Below are 16,242 nucleotides of genomic sequence, written 5' to 3' on the forward strand. Positions count from 1 at the left end.
TCCTGGCGTTATCGGGTCGCGCAGCGTTTAAGGAATCAAAGGGCGCTGCGCAAGACACCGGGACTGCGGCAAAAGGCTTTTCGAAAAGCCTTTTGCGCCCTGTCGCGACCGGCCCGCCAAAAGCGCCCGCGGATTATTCGAATAATCCGCTACCGGTAATCGGCAGGCCGCAGCGCCTTGTCGTTCAGCTGCGTTTCCGCCCCCGGCACGATATCGGTGTTCTGCGCCGACACCGCCTGCCAGCCCGCTTCTACCCGCTCCAGCACGAAGGTGATGATGGTCGACCGGGCCCCGGCCTCGCTGCCATCCGGGGCGATCTGGCCCGACAGGCGGAACCGGCATTGCACCACCGCCGCGTCCTGGCCCAGCATCCGCGTCTTCACCCGCCCCGGCACCAGCCGCGTCTTCGCAAAGAAGCTCTCCAACGCATAGGAATGCGCCCGCGCGATCGCCGCGCGGTCTTCCCACCAGATGCCCACCACATTGATGAAATCCGCATCCTCGGCGAACAACCCCGCCAGCGCCGCCCCATCGCGCGCCATCCAGGCATCGGTGAAGGCCTGCGGAAAGCCCTCGGGGCTTGCGACCCCCATCAGAACGGATGCGTCCGGCCGTCCCAGGTCAGAAAACAGCCCGTGTCGGCAAGGCTCAGATGATCGAACCGCGCCATCAGCCCGGTCGAGGCCTCTTCCACCGAAATCTCGGCCGTTCCGCCGCCCATATCCGTGCGCACCCAGCCGGGGTGATAGATGCCCACGGCAATCCCATCGCCCTTCAGGTCGCTGGCCAGGTTGCGCCCCAGGTTCAGCACCGCCGCTTTCGACGCGCGATAGATGTAACTGCCCCCCGGCGCCCGCGTGTCCGACGCCATCTGCGACGAGATGATCGCGATCCTCGCCCCCTCGGCCCGGCGCAGATGGGGCAAAAGGCTCTGGATCGTCAGGAAGACGCCGGTGACATTGGCCGCGAAAGTCTGCGCCCACAGATCCGGCGCAAAGCCGTCCTCCAGCCGCTGGCCCTTGTCCAGATAGACCCCCGCATTGCAGATCAACAGATCCAGCGCGCTGTCCCCCAAGCGGGCCGCCATCGCCCGATGCGCCGCCGGGTCGGTCACGTCCAGCGCCACGCCTGCAGACGCGTCGCGCGAGGTCGCCGTGACCTGATCGCCGCGCGCGGCATAATCCGACGCCAGCTGCGCGCCGATGCCGCGATTGGCGCCGGTGATCAGCACATGCATGTCAGTTCGTCTTCCGTGTGGGCCGGAACGGCAGCGGGGCAACCGGCACACCGTCTTCGATCAGCTTTTTCGCCTCGTCCAGCCGCGCCTCTCCATGGATGGCACGGGCGGGGGCGTCGCCATCATGCATCGCGCGCGCCTCAGACGCGAAATTCATACCGACATAATCTGAATTCTTCTCCACATGCTCTTTCAGCTGCGCCAGCGCCAGTTCCTGCGGGGTCGCAGGCTTCGACAGGGGCCGGTCCGACACTTGCTCCGCCTCCGGCTGAGGGGCGGCGGCGTTGCGCGCGGGCCGCACGCGCGGAGCCATCACGGCCTTTTCCACCTGGTCCACACCGCAAATCGCACAGGACACCATGTTCGCCCCCACAAGCTTGTCAAAGGCGCTTGCGGATTGAAACCAGCTGTCAAATCGGTGCCCGTTCGAGCATTTCAGAGTATATTGGATCATCGTCAGATCATCACTTGGCCTGACGCAGAGATATCCGCCCCGCGCCCAAGATCAAGAGGACAGATTGCCCGCCGCTTAGCGCAGCAGACGCGGATCGAAATCCCGCAGCATCCGCGCAAGCTCCGGTTCCGCCACCCGCTGCGCGGCCTTCTTGGGCGAAAACCATTTGCGCTTGCGTTCCTTGCGTTCGGGAAACTCCTTGGCCAGCGATTTCACCTTCACCGGATAAACCATCGCCACACAGGGATAGGTCACACCGGGGCTGATCACCTTGGAATACGAGAAAAGCCCCAGACAGCGATCCTGCGCCTTGCCGATCACGCCGGCTTCCTCCCAGGCTTCCTTGGCCGCGCAATCGGCAGGTGTCATGCCATCTTCCGGCCAGCCCTTCGGCACAATCCAACGGCCCGTCCCGCGCGAGGTCACCAGCAGAACCTCAATCCGGTCTGCTTTCACGCGATAGCACAGGGCCGCGAACTGGCTGCGCACGTCATCCTTCGATGCCGCCCGCAGCTTGAGGGGAAGTTGCTTGATCATCGGCGTGGGAACCGCCTGCTCCTTTTCGTTTTGCTGAGCATAGCGCGCAGATATGGAAAAATCACGTTAATTTACCACACTTAGCCGGAATGTTGTGGCCAAAGCGTGACAACACACAATCTGTTGATCTCAGGGTGGCCCTAGCCCCGGGTCAGCGGGCGGCCCATCTCCCGTGCAAGCCGAAGCACCAGATCCTCATGCGGGACATCGGCGTCAATCGACAGGCGGCGCAGCCCGAAATGAACCTGCGCCATGTTGTGATAATAACTGGTGAAAGCGTAATTCGTGGCCGCCCCGGCCACGGCGCCCAGCACGGGCACGGTCTGCGCCGCCAGTTTCTGGCCCAGCGCCGCGCCCAGGCGCGGGGCGACGGTGGCGATCATCTTCTGCATCGCGCCCCCGGTCAGCGCCAGCCGCACCGATAAAAACCCCAGGTCGGCCCCGTCATCATGGGCCAGAGGCCCGGCCGAGCCGAAAACGCGCAGGCAGTCAAAGCGCACATTATCTGCCTCGGGGTCAAAGCCCTGCTCGACCGCGGCGCCCTGAATGGTGCGCATCAGAACGGTTGTGGTGACCGGCAATTCAACCATGGCACTGGGCAAACCGCCGAACCCACCCGCAGCCCCCATGGCGGTCGCCACCGCCTTGTTCAGCCAGGGCGCCTGATCCGGCACCGTCCTGCGCGAGCTTTGGGCGGCATCCAGCGCAATGACCAACGCCCGCTCTGTCGCCTCGCCCAATTTCGCGCGTACGGGCGATGGCAGGCGGTCGATCAGGTTTTCGGCATGCCCGCCCAGCAGGTTCAGCACCTGCATCCCGGGCCCCGACGCCGCCTTGTAGGTGCGCGCGATCGCCTTGATCTCGGCCTCAAGATCGGGCGGCGTGGTGGTGGTGATATCGCTCATGGGCTCCTGCCTTGCATGGCGAAAAGATCAGCATTGGCACGGATGATTTCAATGGGCGCCCTGCCAGCGCGTGACCTCTCCGGTCACGTCATCCCAGGCGCCAGGGCGCAAGGCCAGGCCCAGAACGCGGTCGGGATTGGTGGGGGGCGGCATGATCACGCCATCCAGTTTTTCAAACCCGAAGCGGCTGTAATAGGGCGCGTCGCCCACCAGAAGCACCCGGTCCCAACCGCTGTCTGCGGCCAGATGCAGGCTCGACCGGATCAGAAACCCGCCCCAACCTTCGCCCTGCCGCGTCGGGTGCACCGCCACCGGGCCCAGCAGCAGCGCATCCTGCGCGCCCACATGAACCGGCCAGAACCGGATCGCACCAGCCAGAATTCCGGCATCATCCCGCGCGACCAGAGACAGCGCGGCCACAGGCGCCACGCCGTCGCGCAGACGATAGGACGACAGCGCCTCACGGCCCGGCGCGAAACACAGGTCGTAAAGCGCCTCGACCTCCCACCAGTCGTCAGGGGTTTCGGGATGAAGTTCGAACACCGGTTGCCATTTTATCCAATGAGACGTGGCGCTTCGCCTATCATGGCGCTAGGTCATGGGCAAACCAAGACCAGAGGATTCGAGGAAGAGATGTTCTATAAACCCGAAGACGGCCATGGACTGCCCCACAACCCGTTCAACGCCATCGTGACGCCCCGGCCCATCGGCTGGATCTCGACCCGCGATGCAGACGGGATCAACAACCTGGCACCCTATTCCTTCTTCAACGCCACAGCCTATGTCCCGCCGCAGGTGATGTTCACCTCGACCACCGGAAAGGCCGATCAGGGCGACACGAAAGACAGCGTCAGCAATATCCGCGAAACGGGCGTCTTCTGTGTGAACATCGTGGAATACGCGATGCGCGATGCTATGAATGCCAGTTCGGCCACGCTTCCGAAAGAGGTGGATGAGTTCGCCCATGCGGGCGTCGAAGTGGCGGAATGCGAAACCATCAACTGCCCCCGTGTGGCGCGTGCGCCCGCGTCGCTGGAATGCAAACTCAGCCAGCTGATCCAGCTGGAGGGTGAGGGCAATTACATGGTGCTGGGCGAGGTAAAAGGCATTCACATGCGTGACGACTGCATCGTGAACGGCCGGTTCGACGTGACCACTTATCAGCCGCTCAGCCGTCTGGGATATCGCGATTACCTGCGCGTGACCGAGCTGTTTGAACTGGTCCGCCCCGACGACTGAGCCCCATTTTCTGACGCAGAAAACGGGGCGGAAACTGACGCAGTTTCCTCAGGCCACCGGATTTTCTGCGTCAGAAAATCCCCGGAAAATGCGTCATTTTCCGGTCTCTCAAAGCTGGGAATAGGCCGCGATCCCCACCACCAGCAGCATCGACACCGCCATCGCCACATTCACCGCCCGCTGGGTGCGCGGAGCCAGATCCATCCGCCTGAGCGCGATGCCAGCCCCCAGCCACGCCAGGTGAATAGGCACCCAGATGGCGTTCATGATCGCAAACTTGATCGCCATCTCCAGCGCGAAATTCCCCGGTATGAAACCAAAGCCCGTGAACAGCGCCGTGTTCACCGCATAGGCCTTGGGGTTGATCGCCTGAAGCAGGATCCCGCCACGCACCCCCGGCGGGCGCTGACGTTCGATGAAGGCGAGCTTCGCGCCGGCAAAGGCAATCCGCATGGCCAGATAAAACAGATAGGCGACCGAGGCCGCAAACAGCACCGTGCGGATACGCGGATCGGCCAGGATCACCGCCGCCAGCCCGCTGACCACGGCCAAAGCCACAAGGTTCGTTCCGATGAACAACCCCGTAACATAACGCAGCCCGGCCGCCCGGCCGAACCCGGCGCCAACACCGGCCGTGGACAGCACCCCAGGCCCCGGCGTGATGATCAGAAAGAAAACGGCCGCTGCAAAGCTCAGCATCGCAAATCCCGGGTCAATGCCCGCCGATAATGCCGGTGCGCACCGAATAATCCACCGCAATCTCGTAATCGGGGTCATCGTCGCTGTCGACCATCAGATGCCCCGCCTTGGTCAGCAGTTGGTGGCAGTCGCGGCTGAGGTGGCGCAGCTGGATCTGCTTGCCCTGGGTTTCGTATTTCGCGGCCACCGCCTCGATCGCCTGCAGGGCGGATTGATCCACCACGCGGCTGTCGGCGAAATCCACGATCACGACCGACGGGTCGTTTTGCGGATCAAAGAGTTCGGAAAACCCGTCGGAGGAACCGAAGAAGAGCGGCCCTTGTACCTGATAGACCTTGGCCCCTTCCGGCGTGACATAGGTTTTCGCATGGATGCGCCGCGCGTTGTTCCAGGCATAGGCCAGCGCCGAGACGATGACCCCCACCACGACCGCAACCGCCAGATCCTCCAGCACCGTGACCACGGTGACAAGGATGATCACGAAGGCATCGGTCAACGGCACCTTGCGCAGGATCTTCAGGCTGTTCCAGGCGAATGTGCCGATCACCACCATGAACATCACACCTACAAGGGCGGCCAGCGGGATCAGTTCGATCACCGGGGCGGCAAACAGGATGAAGACCAGCAGAAACAGCGCCGCCGCAATGCCTGCGATCCGCGTGCGCCCGCCCGATTTCACGTTGATCATCGACTGGCCGATCATCGCGCAGCCGCCCATGCCACCAAAGAACCCGGTCACGGTATTGGCCACGCCTTGGGCCACGCATTCCTGGCTGGCCCCGCCGCGCTTGTTCGTCATCTCGCCCACCAGGTTGAGGGTCAGAAGGCTCTCGATCAGGCCAATGGCGGCCAGGATCACGGCATAGGGCAGGATGATCTGGAAGGTCTCGAGGGTCAGCGGCACCATGGGAATGTGAAAGCTGGGCAGCCCCCCCTGGATCGAGGCGAGATCTCCCACGCGCGGCACTTCGAGGCCCAGCGCGATCACCAGCCCGGCCACGATGCCGATACCGGCCAGCGGCGCCGGAATGATCTTGGTGATGCGCGGCATACCCCAGATGATCGCCATCGTCAGCGCCACCAGTGCCAGCATCATCCCCATCTGATCAGCCGGCAGCCATTGCCCCCCGCCCATGCCGTGGCCGGTGTTTTCCAGCGTTCCGGGCACCTTGAACTGGCTGAGCTGCGCAAGGAAGATCACGATGGCCAGCCCGTTGACAAAGCCCAGCATCACCGGATGCGGCACCAGCCGGATGAACTTGCCCCAGCGCAGCACGCCCGCTGTGATCTGCAACAGCCCCATCAGAACGACAGTGGCAAAAAGATACTCCACGCCGTGCTCGGCCACCAAGGCCACCATCACCACCGCAAGCGCACCGGTGGCCCCGGAAATCATACCGGGCCGGCCGCCGATCAGTGCGGTGATCAGGCCCACCAGAAAGGCCGCGTAAAGCCCCACCAGAGGGTGCACACCCGCGACAAAGGCAAAGGCAACCGCTTCGGGCACAAGCGCCAGCGCGACAGTCAGACCCGACAGAAGCTCGATCCGCAGACGTTCCGGCCCGAAGCCCTGCGGGCGCAGGTCGGTCATGGCAAGACGGTCAGCGAAAGAGGCGAGAATGGCGCGGGTCAAGATGTTTGTCCTGTTAACGGTCAGCGGAAACCCCGCCTGATACGCGATGAGGCCTGGCACGGCCATGCCCAGCAGCGGGTAGCCGCTATGCACCAGTCACATAGCAGCCTGGTCCAGGATTGCACGGTATTCATAGGTATGCGGCGGGCGCAGCCTCGGCGCTCACGAAAAAATCGGTTTCGCGGGCAGGCGCCGCCGCCTATCACTGGGGGAAACATCGACAAGGGACACAAGGCTTATGACGGACACCATGATCGCGATCATCGGCGGATCGGGCATTTACGAGATCGACGGGCTGGAAGACGCAAAATGGCAATCGGTGGACAGCCCCTTTGGCACGCCCTCGGACCAGATCCTGACCGGCACGCTGGACGGCGTGAAGATGGCCTTCCTGCCCCGGCATGGGAGGGGGCATGTGCACAGCCCCACCTCGGTCCCTTACCGGGCGAATATCGACGCGCTCAAGCGGCTGGGTGTGACGGATATCGTCAGCGTCTCGGCCGTGGGGTCCTTCCGGGAAGAGATGGCGCCGGGGGATTTCGTCATCGTCGATCAGTTCATCGACCGCACCTTCGCGCGCGAGAAATCCTTCTTTGGCCCCGGCCTTGTGGCCCATGTCTCGGTCGCGCATCCGACCTGCCCGCGGCTGAGCGATGCCTGCGAAACAGCCGCGCGGGATCAGGGGATCAATGTGCATCGCGACGGCACCTATCTGGCGATGGAGGGGCCGCAGTTTTCCACGCTGGCGGAATCGAAGATGTACCGCGAAAGCTGGGGCGCAGATGTGATCGGCATGACGAACATGCCCGAGGCGAAATTGGCCCGCGAAGCCGAGATCTGCTACGCCTCGGTGGCGATGGTCACCGATTACGACAGCTGGCACCCTGATCATGGGGAGGTCGATGTGACCCAGATCATCGCCACGCTGATGGGCAATGCCGACAAGGCCCGCGGGATGGTCGCGCGCCTGCCCGCGCTTTTGGGTGCCGACCGCGCGCCTTGCTCCTATGGCTGCGACCGGGCGCTGGAACATGCGATCCTGACCGCACCGGAAAAGCGTGATCCGGCGATGGTGGAGAAGCTGAGCGCGGTGGCAGGCCGGGTGCTGGGCTGAGGCCGGGGCCCGGAATTTTCGAAAATTCCGGGCGCTCTGAATGTTGGCGGGTCCCGGGCCTTGCGATCCTTCGAAGGATCGCCGGCACCGGACTTGACTTGCGCCCGGGCGCCGGGCTTGGTGCAAGGGACTTGCAGAGGATGTCTCATGCCGCTTGATCTCTGGCTGACTTTCGTCGCCGCCTCCACCGCGCTTCTTCTGATCCCCGGACCCACGGTTCTGCTGGTGCTCAGCTACGCCCTTTCGAAAGGGCGTAGTGTCGCCGTCGCGTCTGCCGCCGGTGTCGCCCTTGGCGATCTGGTGGCGATGACGGCTTCTCTGGCCGGGTTGGGGGCTCTGGTTCTGGCCTCGGCCACCGCGTTCACGGTGCTGAAATGGGCCGGGGCGGTCTATCTGATCTGGCTGGGGATCAAGCTCTTGCGTTCGGCCCCCTCGGAAGGGCTGGGAACGCTGAGCACGCGGCGTGAGGTGACTGCGCGCGGCGTCTTCGGCCACGCGGCGGCCGTCACCGCGCTGAATCCCAAATCCATTGCTTTTTTCATCGCCTTCGTGCCGCAATTCCTGCAACCCCAGGCACCGCTGCTGCCGCAATTTGCCATCGAGATCGCGACATTCGTGGGTCTTGCGGCTGTGAACGCACTGGCCTATGTGCTTCTGGCCGACACGCTGCGGCGGACGATTGGGCGGGCTTCGGTCATCACCTGGCTGACCCGCGCGGGCGGGGCCGCTTTGGTCGGCATGGGGGTTCTGACCGCCACCCTGAAACGCGCAACGCCCTGAGGACGCACATGAAAACCGTCAAAGACTATATCCGCACCATTGTCGATTTCCCCCATGAAGGGATCATGTTTCGCGATGTGACGACGCTTTTTGCCGATCCGCGCGGGTTCCGGATGGCCGTGGACCAGATGCTGCACCCCTATGCCGGTCAGCCCATTGACAAGGTCGTGGGGCTTGAGGCGCGCGGGTTCATCCTGGGCGGCGCGATTGCGCATCAGTTGTCCGTTGGCTTCGTGCCCATTCGCAAGAAGGGCAAGCTGCCGGGCCGGACGATCAGCCAGGATTACAAGCTGGAATATGGCGAGGCGATTGTGGAGATCCATGACGACGCGATCGAGGCCGGAGAACGGGTGCTGGTGGTCGACGACCTGCTGGCCACGGGCGGCACATGTGCGGCGGGGATTTCGCTGATCGAACGGCTGGGGGGCGAGATCGTCTCCTGCGCCTTCATCATCGACCTGCCGGATCTGGGCGGGCGCAAGGTGCTGGAAGATATGGGCATGGATGTCCATGCGCTGTGTTCCTACGAAGGGCTTTGAGCGCGAAAATGTTTCGCGCGCGAAACATCCCGTCGGATTTTATTCAAATCCCGGATTTTTGACGGAGCCCCTTGGGGCCGGTGTTGCGTGCCGTATTTTTGAAGAGAAGAAGAGCAGGACGGCGCCTAGCCGTCCAGCGGCAGGATGACACCGGGGTTCATGATGCCGTGCGGATCCAGCGCGGCTTTGATCGCGCGCATGGCCGACAGCTTGGCCGGGTCGGAGTACCGCTGCAGATCGGCCACCTTCAGGCGGCCCACGCCATGTTCGGCACTGACCGATCCGCCCAGTTCATGCACCAGGTCATGGACCGCCGCCTTGATCGCATCGCGCTGGTTGTCGTGATCGGCGCGGGTTTTGCCCGGCATCGGGAAGACGTTGTAATGCAGATTGCCGTCGCCCACATGGCCGAAGCAGTTGATGCGGAATTCGCCCAGCGTCGCGATCACCTCATCGCCCCGCGCGATGAATTCGGGCAGCGCGCCCAGGGGGACCGAGATGTCGTGGCTGGAGACAGACCCGATGCGTCGATTGGCTTCCGGGATCTGTTCGCGCACCGCCCAGAACTCGGCCCGCTGGGCCTCGGACTGGGCGATCAGGCCATCGGTGGCCAGCCCCTGCTCAAGCGCCGCTTCGAACAGCTGCATCAGCGCCTCTTGCGGGTCGAGACCGCGTGCGAGGCCCAGCTCGATCAGCACGGTCCAGTCCGGCGCGGGGTCGAAGGGCTGCCGGATATCGGGTAGTTTTTCGGTCAGGAAATCAAAGCCCATGCGGTGCATCAGCTCGAACGCGCTGATCCCCTCGCCCATCTGGTCGCGCACCAGCGACAGAAGGCCAAGCGCGGCCTGCGGGGACGGCACGACAAACATCGCAGCGCCGGTTTCGGCCGGTTTCGGAAAAAGCTTGAGCGCGGCGGCCGTGATCACCCCCAACGTGCCCTCGGAGCCGATCAGCAGGTTCTTCAGATCATAGCCGGTGTTGTTCTTCCGAAGCCGGGTCAGACCGTGCCAGATCTGGCCATCCGGCAGAACCGCTTCCAGCCCCAGGCACAGATCGCGCGCATTGCCATAGCGCAGAACGCCTGTGCCGCCCGCATTCGTGGCAAGGTTGCCGCCAATCCGGGCCGAGCCTTCGGCGGCCAGCGACAGCGGGAAGAGGCGGCCTGCCCCTTCGGCCGCGGCCTGCACATCGGCCAGGATCGCGCCTGCTTCGGCCACCAGCACGTTTTCGTCGGGATAGACCGCGCGGATGGCGGTCATGCGTTCCAGCGTCAGGACCACCGGGTTCATGTCACCTTCGACCACCTGGCCGCCCACCAGCCCTGTGCCGCCGCCGTAAGGAACCAGGGGAACACGCGCCGCGTTGCAGGCGGTGATGATGGCCGCGACCTCTTCCACCGTTCTTGGTGCAACGATCAGACCGGCGCTGCCGTGGTAACGCCCGCGCGGTTCTTCGAAAAAGCGCGGCTCGGGCGGGCGAAAGGCGTCTGCGGGCAGCGCGGCGCGCAGGCGGTCTTCCAGATCGGGGGTGACGGGGTTCAGATCGACCATGGATCAGGGCCTAGCAGCAATGCAGGCGGCGCTCAACGCGTCAGTTTTCGGGATCGCGCAGCCATTCAGGCCGCAGCACAACCACCGTGGGCCTGTCGGGCAATGTGCGCAGCGACAGCTCGATCGAGGATCCGCCGGGGATGTCGATGGCGAATTCATCCGCCATGCCCGCCACGAACTGATCCAGCGAAAAGCCCGAGAACCAGTGCATCGGGATCACGACCGAGGATTTCAGCCGTTTCAGCACCGTGATCATTTCCGGCAGCGACATGGTGTATCCGCCATCGACCGGCGCCATGACCACGTCAAGCCGACCGAGGGCTGCAAATTGTTCATCATTGGGCACGTGATGCAGGTGCCCCAGATGGCCCACGCACAGCCCCGCCACTTCGAACACGAAGATCGAATTGCCGCGCGGTTCGGATGCGCCGAATTGCCCGCGGATATCGGTCGAGACATTGCGCACCAGCATTTCCCCTAGATCGAGGTAATGGTCGATGCCTGTGCCGAACTCCTCCCCCCAGCCGCGCAGGGCGTGGGGAATGGCCGGGTCGGGGTTGGCCGTCCAATGGGTGGAATGGGCATGGTTCATCGTGACCACATCGGGGATCATCGTCGTGTTGCCGATAAAGCCGGTGAAATCCGTCACCGCGTTCAGCCCGCCCGGCGTCTGGATCAGGAAGGAGGCATGGGCGATATACTGGATCCGGACCGAAAACTGTTCGACCGGGTCGGTCCAGCTGGCCTTCTGGATATATTCGAGCCCCGGCGCGGCATCGGCGATAGCGATGCAATGGCTGGGGCGGCGGGTTTCCTGCGCAGCGGCGGGAAGCGCCAGAAGAAGGGCGGCAAGGGAAAACAACATCCTCATCATGCCGGAAAGTTTAGGCTGCGCGCGGCGCAAGTCACGTAAAAACCCGACCCGTTCAGGCGGTGGCGCGTGCATCGCTTAAGGATTGGCCACAGGCGCACACTTCGCCTGCGATTTGCATGAGGCTTTCAGACAACGGGCTTGTCTTGCGCCAGACCATGCCCACGATGCGCCCCGGTTCCGGCGGGGTGAACCGCAACAGCGACGCGGCGGCAGACCGGGTTTCGACGGGCACCGCCATTTCCGGGATCAGCGTCACGCCGATGCTTGCGCCCACCATCTGCACCAGCGTCGAGAGTGAGCTGCCATCCAGCCCCTGCCGGGGCCGCGCCGCGCCGCGCCGATATGGCAAAGCGACAGGGCCTGGTCGCGAAAGCAATGCCCTTCTTCCAGCAAAAGCAGGCGTTCGCCGTGCAAATCGTCCACCGTGGCGCGGCGGGCATCGCTTGCCGGGCGCACCAGACCCATCGCTTCGGAAAACAGCGCCACTTCGGTCAGAACCGGATCGGAGACCGGCAAGGTCAGGATCGCGCAATCCAGCTGGCCGTCTGACAATTCGCCCAAGAGCCGCGGCGTGAGGGTTTCGCGCACGTGGATGTCCAGCCTCAGATGCAGGTCCCACAGCCGCCCGACCAGCCGGTCGCGGGCTGTGGGCACCAGATCGCCCAGTTCATCCACCGCCTGCAGGACTGTTGAGACACCGGCGGCGAACTCCTCGCCAAAACCGGTCAGACGCACCTTGCGCGGGCTGGGAGACCGAACAGTCCTCGACCGCGCGCTCGAAATGGCCGTGCTACGCAAGCGTCCTGAAATACTGCATCTGTTTCAAAGTGCTAGTTGTCATTGGAAAAATTATCGATCCAATCAGAACATGCAATGTATACCAACCGAAAAGCTTCGTAAGAACGGTTCCAAGGTTTCGCGCCGGGGAGGATGAGTGGCGCCGAACCAGCAGAACCTGAAGATCCTGCATCAGAATGCGCCTGCGGGCGATCCGATGGGCGCGGATTTCGATGACGCTGAAGCGTCCAAGACGCTCGATAATGACGCGCTGCAGAAAGACCTTTACCCGCTGATTGGCGATGCGGATATCGCGGCGCTGAAGGACAAGATCCTGGCCACGGGCCTGTCCACGCAGGAACTGGTCAAGGCGGCTTGGGCATCGGCCTCGTCCTTCCGTGGTTCGGACAAGCGCGGCGGTGCCGATGGCGCGCGCGTGCGTCTGGCCCCGCAGAAAGACTGGGCGGCGAACGATCCGGCGGAACTGGCCAAGGTGCTGAGCGCGTTGGAAGGCGTGCAGGCCGATTTCAACGGCGCAGCCCGGACCAAGGTGATGAACGCAGACCGTTTCGACATCGCGCAAGCGGCTGACATGAGATGATGAGGGCGCGGCTTCCTACCGGGGTTGCGCCCTTTTCCATACAGGAACGCCCGGCCGCGCCGTTTTGGTGGAAATTGGCAGGGGTCGTGCGGGCCTGATTTGCGTTTAACCGCCGTGGCGTTGCAACGTCATCAACCGGGCGGTAAGCATCAGGACAAAACTGATCAGCACGGCAACCTCACCACCCAGCAGCGGCTCCAACACCAGGTAGATCGCGCCGCCAGCCAGCGAAATGGATGCGTAGAGATCCTCTTTCAATATGCTGGGGGTCACGTTGCTGAGCACGTCACGGATCATGCCGCCCACGGTCCCTGTCACGCAGCCGATGATCACCGCGATGATCCAGCCGGTGTCCATCTGATCCGCGATCCGCACCCCGATCAGGGTAAAAAGCGCCAGACCGACCGCGTCGAGACGCATCAAAAGCCTGTGGCGCTGGCCTGCGCCGGATGGCATGCGCATGCCGACAAAAAACACGATCAGGGCAACCGGAATGATCACGAAGACAAAGACGGGATCCTGAATCCAGAACACCGGGAACCGCCCAAGAAACAGATCACGCACGGTTCCACCGCCAAGAGCCGTTGCAAAGGCCAGCACGGTGGCCCCGAACGGATCCATCTGATGCCGCGCCGCCTGTAGCGCGGCCGAGGCCGCAAGCACCGCCGAGGCGAGATACCCCAAAAGCGCCACTGCCTGGGCAAGAGAAGGGGAAAGCGCCTCGGGGATCATGAATTCGGCCAAACGGTCCTTGTCTGGAATGGCAGTGGCCCCACCCTACGCAGGCTGGCCGCGGGGACAAGCCCCGCCCAAAAGCGCGGGGGCCCGAACCCAGATCCACGCCCCGGTCTGCCGGGATCAGAGAATGCCCGGCAACCTCAGCCCGTGTTCGCGCGCGCAGTCCTTTGCAATGTCATATCCGGCATCAGCGTGGCGCATGACGCCCGTTGCCGGATCGTTCCACAGCACACGCTCAAGGCGCTTGTCGGCCTCTGGCGTGCCGTCGCACAGGATCACCATGCCGGAATGCTGCGAGAACCCCATGCCGACGCCGCCGCCATGGTGCAGTGACACCCATGTGGCCCCGCTTGCTGTGTTCAGAAGCGCGTTCAGAAGCGGCCAGTCGCTGACCGCGTCAGAGCCGTCCTTCATCGCCTCGGTCTCGCGGTTGGGCGACGCGACCGAGCCGGAATCCAGATGATCGCGCCCAATGACAACAGGGGCTTTCAATTCGCCGGTGCGAACCATCTCGTTGATGGCAAGGCCTGCGCGGTGCCGGTCGCCCAGCCCGATCCAGCAGATGCGCGCGGGCAGGCCCTGAAAGGCGATCCGGTCCTGCGCCATGTCAAGCCATTGGTGCAGGTGGGTATTGTCGGGGAACAACTGCTTCATCTTGGCGTCGGTCTTGTAGATATCCTCGGGATCGCCGGAAAGCGCACACCAGCGGAACGGCCCGATGCCCCGGCAGAACAGGGGCCGGATATAGGCGGGCACGAAACCGGGGAAGGCAAAGGCGTTTTCCAGACCTTCTTCCAAAGCCACCTGCCGGATGTTGTTGCCGTAATCCAGCGTGGGCACGCCCGCGTTCCAGAAATCGACCATTGCGGCCACGTGCACCTTCATCGACGCGCGGGCGGCCTGTTCGACCGCCTTGGGGTCGGTTTCGCGTTTGGCCTTCCATTCGGCCACGGACCAGCCCTGCGGCAGATAGCCGTTCACCGGGTCATGGGCGCTGGTCTGGTCGGTGACGATATCGGGGTGGATGCCGCGCCGCACCAGTTCGGGGAAGACATCCGCCGCGTTGCCCAGAAGGCCCACGGATTTCGCTTCGCCCGCTTTGGTCCAACGCTCGATCATCTCAAGCGCTTCATCCAGAGAGGTGGCTTTCTCGTCCAGATACCGGGTACGGATGCGGAAATCGATCCGGCTTTCATCGCATTCCACAGCCAGACAGCAAGCGCCTGCAAACACCGCCGCAAGTGGCTGCGCACCGCCCATGCCGCCCAGACCGCCGGTCAGGATCCAGCGGCCTGTCAGATCGCCATTGTAATGCTGGCGGCCCGCTTCGGCGAAGGTCTCATAGGTGCCCTGCACGATGCCCTGCGTGCCGATATAGATCCAGGACCCCGCCGTCATCTGGCCGTACATCATCAGCCCCTTGCGGTCGAGCTCGCTGAAATGGTCCCAGGTCGCCCAATGGGGCACGAGGTTCGAATTGGCGATCAGCACGCGCGGAGCGTTTTCATGGGTGCGGAAGATGCCCACGGGTTTGCCGGATTGAACCAGCAGTGTCTCGTCCTCCTCCAGATCCTTCAGGCTGGCGACGATGCGGTCGAAATCCTCCCATGTCCGCGCCGCACGGCCGATGCCGCCATAGACCACCAGCTCATGCGGGGCCTCGGCCACATCGGGGTGCAGGTTGTTCATCAGCATGCGAAGCGGGGCCTCGGCGGCCCAGCTTTTGGTGCTCAGTTCCGGGCCGGTGGGCGGGAAGATATCGCGGGTGTTGTGGCGGGGATCGGTCATTGCGGTCTCCATCGGGACAGATCGGTGAGGATGGCGCGCAGCGTGGCGCGGAGGGTGTCGGCTTTGGCCGGGTCATAGGTCCAGGGTGGGGCTTCGGCGGTCAGATAGCAGCGCTGTGCCAGCTCCATCTGGATGGCGTGCCAGCCCTGATCGGGGCGACCATAATGGCGGGTCGTCCAGCCGCCCTTGAACCGGCCATTCAGCGTTGTGGAAAATTCGGATGCGGCGCGGCAGTGGTTTTTCACCAGCGCTTCGATTGCCGGATCGCAGGTTGTGGACAGGTTCGTTCCGATATTCAGATCAGGCAGTTGGCCGTCGAAAAGGAACGGGATTTCGCCCCGGATCGAATGGCAGTCGTAAAGGATCGCAAAGCCATGCAGCGCCTTGACCCGGTCCATCTGTTCGCTCAGCGCGGCGTGATAGGGCCTGTGGAAATCATCGCATCGCTGACGGATGTCGGCATCAGACGGCGGCGTGTCCCAGATATCCACACCGTCGAAATCGGTCAGAGGGACAAGCCCGGTGGTGTTCTGCCCGGGATAGAGGCTTGCGCCGTCCGGGTCGCGGTTGACGTCGATGACATAGCGGTGGACGGGCGTGCGCACGGTGGTCACGCCGTCCAGAAGTCCGTCATAAAGCCGGTCGATATGCCAATCGGTATCCGCCAACGCGCGGCCCGTTGCGTTCAGTTTGGCCGTCACATCCTCGGGCAACCAGGTGCCGGTATGCGGCAGGCCAAGGATGACGGGGCTTTGGCCCTCGGTCACCTCAATCAGG

Annotated in this window: 17 protein-coding genes and 2 pseudogenes; 5 read left to right on the forward strand and 14 right to left on the reverse strand. The window is 63.6% G+C overall.

Features of this window, described 5'->3' with window-relative positions; all coding sequences use genetic code 11:
* Nucleotides 1-149: 149 nt before the first annotated feature.
* From TR61_RS08440 to TR61_RS08465, 6 genes are all read right to left on the reverse strand, one after another.
* Nucleotides 150-593 (reverse strand): SgcJ/EcaC family oxidoreductase, encoded by a 444-nt coding sequence (locus TR61_RS08440; protein WP_050929539.1) that lies wholly within the window; start codon nt 591-593, stop codon nt 150-152.
* Entirely contained in the window at nt 593-1,237 is a 645-nt protein-coding gene (locus tag TR61_RS08445; protein WP_050929541.1) for an SDR family oxidoreductase, read from the reverse strand. The genes TR61_RS08440 and TR61_RS08445 overlap by 1 nt, the downstream gene beginning before the upstream one ends.
* Nucleotide 1,238: 1 nt before the next feature.
* Nucleotides 1,239-1,691 (reverse strand): DUF1178 family protein, encoded by a 453-nt coding sequence (locus TR61_RS08450; protein WP_050929543.1) that lies wholly within the window; start codon nt 1,689-1,691, stop codon nt 1,239-1,241.
* A 75-nt stretch (nt 1,692-1,766) separates the two neighbouring features.
* Entirely contained in the window at nt 1,767-2,228 is a 462-nt protein-coding gene (locus tag TR61_RS08455) for an NUDIX hydrolase (RefSeq protein ID WP_050929545.1), read from the reverse strand.
* Between the two features lie 140 nt (nt 2,229-2,368).
* Nucleotides 2,369-3,133 carry an EcsC family protein gene (locus TR61_RS08460; protein ID WP_050929546.1) on the reverse strand — a complete coding sequence of 255 codons (765 nt, stop codon included), beginning with the start codon at nt 3,131-3,133 and terminating at the stop codon, nt 2,369-2,371.
* Between the two features lie 48 nt (nt 3,134-3,181).
* On the reverse strand, nt 3,182-3,676 hold the full coding sequence (locus TR61_RS08465) for a GNAT family N-acetyltransferase (RefSeq protein ID WP_050929547.1): 495 nt from the start codon (nt 3,674-3,676) through the stop codon (nt 3,182-3,184).
* Nucleotides 3,677-3,766: 90 nt separating this feature from the next.
* Here TR61_RS08465 and TR61_RS08470 point away from each other — a divergent pair, with 90 nt between their 5' ends.
* Entirely contained in the window at nt 3,767-4,372 is a 606-nt protein-coding gene (locus TR61_RS08470) for a flavin reductase family protein (RefSeq protein WP_050929548.1), read from the forward strand.
* A 108-nt stretch (nt 4,373-4,480) separates the two neighbouring features.
* Here the strand turns inward: TR61_RS08470 and TR61_RS08475 are convergent, their stop codons facing one another.
* Nucleotides 4,481-5,071, reverse strand: a complete 591-nt coding sequence (locus TR61_RS08475; RefSeq protein ID WP_050929549.1) for a LysE family translocator — start codon at nt 5,069-5,071, stop codon at nt 4,481-4,483.
* Nucleotides 5,072-5,084: 13 nt separating this feature from the next.
* The gene (locus TR61_RS08480) at nt 5,085-6,662 is read right to left on the reverse strand and encodes a SulP family inorganic anion transporter (protein WP_425394203.1); all 1,578 of its coding nucleotides are present in this window, start codon (nt 6,660-6,662) and stop codon (nt 5,085-5,087) included.
* A gap of 280 nt (nt 6,663-6,942) precedes the next feature.
* On the opposite strand from TR61_RS08480, the gene TR61_RS08485 reads away from it, so the two are divergent.
* From TR61_RS08485 to TR61_RS08495, 3 genes are all read left to right on the forward strand, one after another.
* The gene (locus TR61_RS08485) at nt 6,943-7,818 is read left to right on the forward strand and encodes an S-methyl-5'-thioadenosine phosphorylase (RefSeq protein WP_050929550.1); all 876 of its coding nucleotides are present in this window, start codon (nt 6,943-6,945) and stop codon (nt 7,816-7,818) included.
* Between the two features lie 147 nt (nt 7,819-7,965).
* Entirely contained in the window at nt 7,966-8,598 is a 633-nt protein-coding gene (locus tag TR61_RS08490) for a LysE family translocator (protein WP_050929551.1), read from the forward strand.
* 8 nt (nt 8,599-8,606) lie between these two features.
* Complete coding sequence (locus TR61_RS08495; protein ID WP_050929552.1) at nt 8,607-9,137, forward strand: adenine phosphoribosyltransferase; 531 nt, start codon at nt 8,607-8,609, stop codon at nt 9,135-9,137.
* 125 nt (nt 9,138-9,262) lie between these two features.
* Here TR61_RS08495 and TR61_RS08500 read toward each other — a convergent pair whose 3' ends face one another.
* The 3 genes and pseudogenes from TR61_RS08500 to TR61_RS08510 form a co-directional block, all read right to left on the reverse strand.
* Nucleotides 9,263-10,687, reverse strand: a complete 1,425-nt coding sequence (locus TR61_RS08500) for an FAD-binding oxidoreductase (RefSeq protein ID WP_050929553.1) — start codon at nt 10,685-10,687, stop codon at nt 9,263-9,265.
* Between the two features lie 40 nt (nt 10,688-10,727).
* Nucleotides 10,728-11,561: an MBL fold metallo-hydrolase gene (locus TR61_RS08505; RefSeq protein ID WP_050929554.1), complete on the reverse strand. Its 834-nt coding sequence runs from the start codon at nt 11,559-11,561 to the stop codon at nt 10,728-10,730.
* Nucleotides 11,562-11,613: 52 nt separating this feature from the next.
* Nucleotides 11,614-12,402, reverse strand: a pseudogene (locus tag TR61_RS08510) (hydrogen peroxide-inducible genes activator).
* A 222-nt stretch (nt 12,403-12,624) separates the two neighbouring features.
* On the opposite strand from TR61_RS08510, the pseudogene TR61_RS08515 reads away from it, so the two are divergent.
* Nucleotides 12,625-12,879: pseudogene (locus tag TR61_RS08515) on the forward strand (catalase/peroxidase HPI); the annotation flags it as partial.
* Between the two features lie 165 nt (nt 12,880-13,044).
* Here TR61_RS08515 and TR61_RS08520 read toward each other — a convergent pair.
* The 3 genes from TR61_RS08520 to hutG all read right to left on the reverse strand — a co-directional run bounded on the left by TR61_RS08520 (nt 13,045) and on the right by hutG (nt 16,241).
* Nucleotides 13,045-13,683, reverse strand: coding sequence for a trimeric intracellular cation channel family protein (locus tag TR61_RS08520; RefSeq protein WP_245626849.1), 639 nt, complete (start codon nt 13,681-13,683; stop codon nt 13,045-13,047).
* Between the two features lie 114 nt (nt 13,684-13,797).
* Nucleotides 13,798-15,465, reverse strand: a complete 1,668-nt coding sequence (hutU, locus tag TR61_RS08525; RefSeq protein ID WP_050929556.1) for a urocanate hydratase — start codon at nt 15,463-15,465, stop codon at nt 13,798-13,800.
* A complete protein-coding gene (hutG, locus tag TR61_RS08530; protein WP_050929598.1) occupies nt 15,462-16,241 on the reverse strand; it encodes an N-formylglutamate deformylase in 780 nt (259 codons plus the stop codon). Before hutG ends, hutU begins: the two co-directional genes overlap by 4 nt.
* Between the last annotated feature and the right edge of the window lies 1 nt (nt 16,242).

The organism is Aestuariivita boseongensis (assembly GCF_001262635.1).
Lineage (GTDB): Bacteria > Pseudomonadota > Alphaproteobacteria > Rhodobacterales > Rhodobacteraceae > Aestuariivita > Aestuariivita boseongensis.